Here is a 5,804-nt window from a genome sequence, read left to right on the forward strand (position 1 = left end):
CATTCCTACACGACCGATTATTTCCTGGCCTCGGGCAACAGTCTGATGCCCATACTCCGCGAGGCCGAAGCCCCGCGCGACGCCTCGTTCTCGCCCGACGGCAAGCTGATCGCCTATTCCGACCGCAACGACCTCTATGTCTACGATACCGCGGGCAAGCGCACGCGCCGCATCACCGACGACGGAGCGTGGAACTCGGTCATCAACGGCACCACGGACTGGGTCTACGAGGAGGAGTTCGGCTTTACGAAGGCCTATGCCTTCTCGCCCGACAGCCGCCGCATCGCCTACCTGCGCTTCGACGAATCGGAAGTGCCCCTGATGGAGATGATGCGCTTCGACGGCAAACTCTACAACCAGGCCTATTCGTTCAAATACCCCAAGGCCGGGGAGCGCAACTCCACGGTCGAAGTGTGGGTCTGCGACCTTGCGACAGGGGCCCGGGAGCGCATCGACACGGGCGGCGAGGCCGACCAGTACATTCCCCGCATCGGCTGGACACCCGACGGCCGGCTCTACTACTTCCGCCTCAACCGCAGGCAGAACACCTTCGAGGTAATCCTCTGCGAGCCCAACGGTGCCCAGCGCACGATCTACGACGAACGCTCGCAGCAATACGTCGAGCGCGTGAATGACAAGACCGTCACCTTCATCGACGGCGACCGCTTCCTCGTGCGGCAGGAGGGACACACGGGCTACATGCACCTCTACCTTTACAGCATCCGCAAGGGGTTGCTCGCCCAGGTAACCAAAGGCGACTGGGAGGTGACCGACGTGGTCGGCACCGACGGCAAACGGGTCTGGTACCTCTCGACCGAAACCTCTCCGCTGCGCCGCAACCTGTACAGCGTACGGCTCGACGGCAAGGACAAGCGCCGTCTGACGACCGGCGAGGGCTACTACGCCATCGCCCCGAGTGCCGGGATGAAATACTACATCTCGACCTTCTCCAACGCCACGACCCCCAACCGGGTCGAAGTCTGCGACAACGAAGGCAACCCCATCCGCACGCTGGCCGACAGCCGCAAACTCCGCGAAGAGCTGGCGGCCGTACAGCGCCCCGTCCGGGAGTTCTTCACCTTCACGACCGAGCGCGGCGACACGCTCAACGCCTACATCGTCAAGCCCCGCGGCTTCGATGCATCGCAGCGTTACCCCGTGCTGCTGACCCAGTATTCGGGGCCCGGCTCGCAGTCGGTAAGCGACCGCTGGTCGCTCGACTGGGAGGATGCGCTCACGGACAAAGGCTACATCGTGGTCTGCGCCGACGGCCGGGGCACAGGGTTCCGGGGTGAGAAGTTCAAGAAATCGACCTACGGGCGCCTCGGGGCGCAGGAGGTCGAAGACCAGCTCTCGTTCGCCCGCTACATGGCTTCACAGCCCTACGTCGACCCTGCACGCATCGGCATCTACGGCTGGTCGTACGGCGGGTTCATGGCACTGGGCTGCGCGATGAAAGGCCACGGGCTATTCCGCATGGCGATCGCCGTGGCCCCCGTCACTTCGTGGCGCTACTACGACTCGATCTACACCGAAATCTACAACAACCTGCCGCAGTACAACGCCGCAGGCTACGACGACAACTCCCCGATCAACTTCGCCCGGATGCTCGACGACACCAAGACCCGCCTGCTCATCATCCACGGCACGGCCGACGACAATGTCCACTTCCAGAACAGCGTGGAGATGGCACGTGCCCTGAACCGCTGCGGCAAGCAGTACGACATGATGGTCTATCCCGACCAGAACCATTCGATGCAGCCCGACGACACGGCCAATGTCCGGCAGAAAATGATCGAATACACGCTCGAACACCTCTGAACCGCCCTGTCATGGAACGGATCGTTTATATCGGGACACCCGTCGGCAGAGTCGGCATCGCAGCTTCGGACGACGCCGTGGCACGCATTTTCTTTGCGCACGCATGCGGCCCGGCGGAAGAACAAACACCCGAAGGCACGCCCGAGGCATTCACACCCCTGCTCCGGCAGGCTGCGGCGGAGCTGACCGAATATTTCGCGGGCAGACGCCGTGCCTTCACCCTCCCGCTGGCGCCCGAAGGCACCCCGTTCCAGCGGGCCGTATGGGATGCCCTGCGGACGATCCCCTACGGCGAGAGCCGCAGCTACAAGCAGATCGCCGCACAGATCGGCCGTCCGACGGCCTGCCGCGCCGTGGGCATGGCCAACCACCGCAACCCGATCGCCATCGTCGTTCCCTGCCACCGCGTAGTCGGCAGCGGCGGCACTTTGGTCGGCTATGCGGGCGGGCTGGAGGCCAAGGCCTACCTGCTCGGCCTCGAACGGGAAAACAAGGGCTGAAAAACCGCCGCCCTGCAAACGGGAAGATGGCCGGCCAACTTCCCGATTTCGGAACGCACATTCCCAAAAGCACCGCGGAATACCGCACGAATAAAGGAGGGGGGGGGCACTTGCTAAAGCAAGTGCCCCCCTTACCCGTCGTCCGTCCGTCTAAAGCCCGAACGAGAATACGTTGATACTGTCGTAAACCACGCTGAAGACACCCAGCAGCAAAATCCCCGCCATGCAGAGCGCAAGGCTGAGGCGCGTATAGCGGTCGCTGCGCAGCGGTGCGATCGGCTCTTCGTTGGGCGTAATGTACATCGCCTTCACGACCAGCAGGTAGTAATAGAGCGAAACCACCGTATTGACCAGCGCGATGAACACCAACAGGTGGAAACCGCCCTTGAATGCCGCGGCGAAGACGAAGAACTTCGAAAAGAACCCGGCAAAAGGCGGGATGCCCGCCAGCGAGAAGAGCGCCAGGGTCATCATCAGCGCCAGCTTGGGATTGGTGCGGTAGAATCCGTTGTAATCCGCCAGCGCGACCTTGCCGCCGCTATACTGTTCGACGGTCGAAATGATGCCGAAGACGGCGAGGTTGGCCGCCATGTATACCAGCACGTAGAACACGAGCGAAGTCATTCCGATGGCGCTGCCGCCGATCACGGCCAGCATGATATAGCCGGCCTGCGAGATGGACGAGAAGGCCATGAAACGCTTCAGGTCGGTCTGCCGGATGGCGAAGAGGTTGGCAACCGTGATCGAAAGCACCGTCACGGCATAGAGCAATGTCTGCCACTGCCCGACCATCGGGCCGAAGACCTTCATCAGCACGGTCATCAGCACGAACGCCGCCGAGGCCTTCGACACGACCGAGAGGTAGGAAGTCACGGCCGTCGGCGCCCCCTGGTAGGTATCGGCCGTCCAGAGATGGAACGGCACGAGCGAAATCTTGAACCCCAGCCCGGCGAAGAAGAAGACCATCGCCATGACCTGCAACGGCGACCCCGTAATGCGCGCCGCCATATCGCCGAAGTAGAGCGTCCCCGTAGTCCCGTAGAAGAACGAGATGCCGTAGAGCATCAGACCGCTCGCGAACAAGGCGCAGAGGATGTATTTCGCACCCGCTTCGGCCGAATGGTGCTTGTACTTGTCGAACGCCACCAGGCAGGCCATCGGCACCGAAGCCAGTTCCATGCCCAGGAAGAAGAGCAGGAAATTGCCCGCCCCGACCATGAAATACATGCCCAGCAGCGTCGAAAGCAGCAGGATGTAGAATTCGCCCTGTTTGTGGGCCGTGTCGTCGCGCCGCAGCCACGTACCGGCCTGCAGGCAGACGATGAGCGCCCCGATGGCCAGCACGCTCTTGACGACGGTGTGCATCGGCACATAGCAGAACATGCCGCCGAATACCTCGCCCGCCGTCCCCGGAACGACATTGGCCAGCACCTGCACCGCGAGCAGCCCGCAGGCCACCGCCGAAAACCAGCGCCTTCCGCGCTCCCCGGCGATCAGGTCATAGAGGAACAGCAGGACGATCACCGCGATGAGCGTCACTTCGGCCTGCATGTACGAGAATATATTGCTGTAATCCATAGTCGCTTAATTCATTAAGTGTGTAATGATCTCCGAAACGCTGCCCCGGATCATGTCGCTCACCCACAGCGGCGCGAGCCCCATGCCGGCGATGGCGACGACGAGGCAGACGACCGACAGGCGTTCGTCCCACGTGGCGTCGGAGAGCCTGAGATGCGCTTCGTTGGTACAGGTGCCGTAGAGTATCTTCCCGACCACCCGCAGGATGTAGACCGCCGTGATGACGATCGACGTGCAGGCGATGATCGTCACCACACGGTGGAACGTGTCGTTGTCCATGAACGCGCCGTTGAAGATCGTCATCTCGGCGACGAACCCGCTCAGGCCGGGCAGGCCCAGGTTCGCCAGGCCCGCGATGACGTAGCCCACCGCCAGGAAGGGCATCACCTTCATCAGCCCGCTCAGTTCGCGCACGTCGCGCGTATGCGTGCGGCCGTAGATCATGCCGATCAGCGCGAAGAAGAGCGCCGTCATCAGGCCGTGGCTCAGCATCTGCAGGACAGCGCCCGTACCCGCCGTGGTGTTCATCATCAGGATGGCGAACAGCACCAGTCCGCAGTGCGACACTGACGAGTAGGCGTTGATGTATTTGAGGTCGGTCTGCACGCACGCCGCAAAAGCGCCGTACACGACCGAGATCGTCGTCAGAACGATGAATATCCAGCTCAGCTCGTGCGCCGCTTCGGGCATGAGGTACATCGCCACGCGGAAACAGCCGTAGCCGCCCAGCTTCATCAGCACGCCGGCATGGAGCATCGACACGGCCGTCGGGGCCGAAGCATGGCCATCGGGGCTCCACGTATGGAAGGGGAACAGCGCGCCCAGCACGCCGAATCCGACGAAGACCAGCGGGAACCAGATATATTGCTGCGCCAGGGGAATGTTATGCAGCTGCGCGATCTCCAGGATATTCATCGTCGTGGCTCCGGCACCGAAGTAGATGCCCAGAATGCCGATCAGCAGCAGCGCCGAACCGCCCATGAGCATCAGTGTCAGTTTCATGGCGGCATACTCCTTGCGGCCGCTGCCCCACACGCCGATCAAGAGATACATCGGAATCAGCGCCACCTCGTAGAACATGAACATCGTGAAGAGGTCGACCGAAACGAAGAACCCGAAGACGCCCACGCTCAGCAGGCAGAACCAGAGGAAATACTCCTTGACCTGCTCCTTCATCCGCCACGAGGCGAACGTCCCCGTAAACACGATGATGGCCGACAGCAGCAGCATGGCAACCGAAATGCCGTCTACCCCCACGGCATAGTGGATATTGAGCGGCGCATACCACACATGGCTTTCGGTAAAGAGCATGGCGGCCTGCTCGCCCGCCTCGCGCAGGCCGAGGTAGCGGAACACCAGCACCACCGCCAGCGCCAGCAGCAGCGAGGAACCCGCCACCATCACGGCACGCACCTGCCGCGCGGACTTCGAGAGCCAGAGCCCCAGCATCATCAGCACCGGGATGGCGGGAAACAGTGATAACATATTCATAACAGCTACAGTTTAGCAGATTAAAAGCAAGAAGATCGTAAGTCCCAGCGCACCGCCGAGGAACCAGATGCAGTAACGCTGCACGCTGCCGCTCTGCATGTCGCGGATCACGTATGCCGCGCCGTTGGTCGCCCGCGCCAGCATGTTCATCAGGCCGTCCACCACATGGCGGTCGAACCATGCGACCGGGGCCGAGATGCAGGCGAAGATCACCCGGTGGGTAACGAACTGGTAAACCTCGTCGATGTAGAAACGGTGGTAGGCCGCCTTATGCAGTCCCCTGAAGCGCGTTGCCAGGGCATCGGCCACCGTCTGGCGCTCGCGCAGGTACATCCACGTCGCCAACGCGATGGCCGCGGCAGCCACGCAGAGGCTCACGCCCGCCACACTGCGGTCGATATGGATCGTGTAGGG

The 5,804-nt window shown here is 62.2% G+C and carries 4 protein-coding genes and 1 pseudogene; 2 read left to right on the forward strand and 3 right to left on the reverse strand.

Translation table 11 applies throughout. The features are described from left to right. Together QVP03_RS01140 and QVP03_RS01145 are read left to right on the forward strand one after the other, a co-directional pair. On the forward strand, positions 1 to 1,821 hold a 1,821-nt coding region (locus tag QVP03_RS01140; protein WP_288210584.1), incomplete at its 5' end, for a S9 family peptidase. An 11-nt stretch (positions 1,822 to 1,832) separates the two neighbouring features. Next, a complete protein-coding gene (locus QVP03_RS01145) occupies positions 1,833 to 2,321 on the forward strand; it encodes a methylated-DNA--[protein]-cysteine S-methyltransferase (RefSeq protein WP_018694693.1) in 489 nt (162 codons plus the stop codon). 150 nt (positions 2,322 to 2,471) lie between these two features. On the opposite strand, the gene QVP03_RS01150 is transcribed toward QVP03_RS01145, so the two are convergent. The 3 genes and pseudogenes from QVP03_RS01150 to QVP03_RS01160 all read right to left on the reverse strand — a co-directional run. After that, a complete protein-coding gene (locus tag QVP03_RS01150) occupies positions 2,472 to 3,899 on the reverse strand; it encodes an NADH-quinone oxidoreductase subunit N (RefSeq protein ID WP_022331850.1) in 1,428 nt (475 codons plus the stop codon). A 6-nt stretch (positions 3,900 to 3,905) separates the two neighbouring features. After that, positions 3,906 to 5,390 carry a complex I subunit 4 family protein gene (locus QVP03_RS01155; protein WP_022331851.1) on the reverse strand — a complete coding sequence of 495 codons (1,485 nt, stop codon included), beginning with the start codon at positions 5,388 to 5,390 and terminating at the stop codon, positions 3,906 to 3,908. Positions 5,391 to 5,402: 12 nt separating this feature from the next. Further along, positions 5,403 to 5,804 (reverse strand): annotated as a pseudogene (locus tag QVP03_RS01160) (NADH-quinone oxidoreductase subunit L); the annotation flags it as partial.

It is taken from the genome of Alistipes sp. CAG:29, assembly GCF_000435435.1.
Taxonomy (GTDB): domain Bacteria; phylum Bacteroidota; class Bacteroidia; order Bacteroidales; family Rikenellaceae; genus Alistipes; species Alistipes onderdonkii.

Excerpts from the sequence above, each read along its gene's own strand:
- QVP03_RS01155 (WP_022331851.1), bottom strand. The coding sequence starts at position 5,390 with ATGAATATGTTATCACTGTTTCCCGCCATCCCGGTGCTGATGATGCTG.
- QVP03_RS01145 (WP_018694693.1), top strand. The coding sequence starts at position 1,833 with ATGGAACGGATCGTTTATATCGGGACACCCGTCGGCAGAGTCGGCATC.
- QVP03_RS01150 (WP_022331850.1), bottom strand. The coding sequence starts at position 3,899 with ATGGATTACAGCAATATATTCTCGTACATGCAGGCCGAAGTGACGCTC.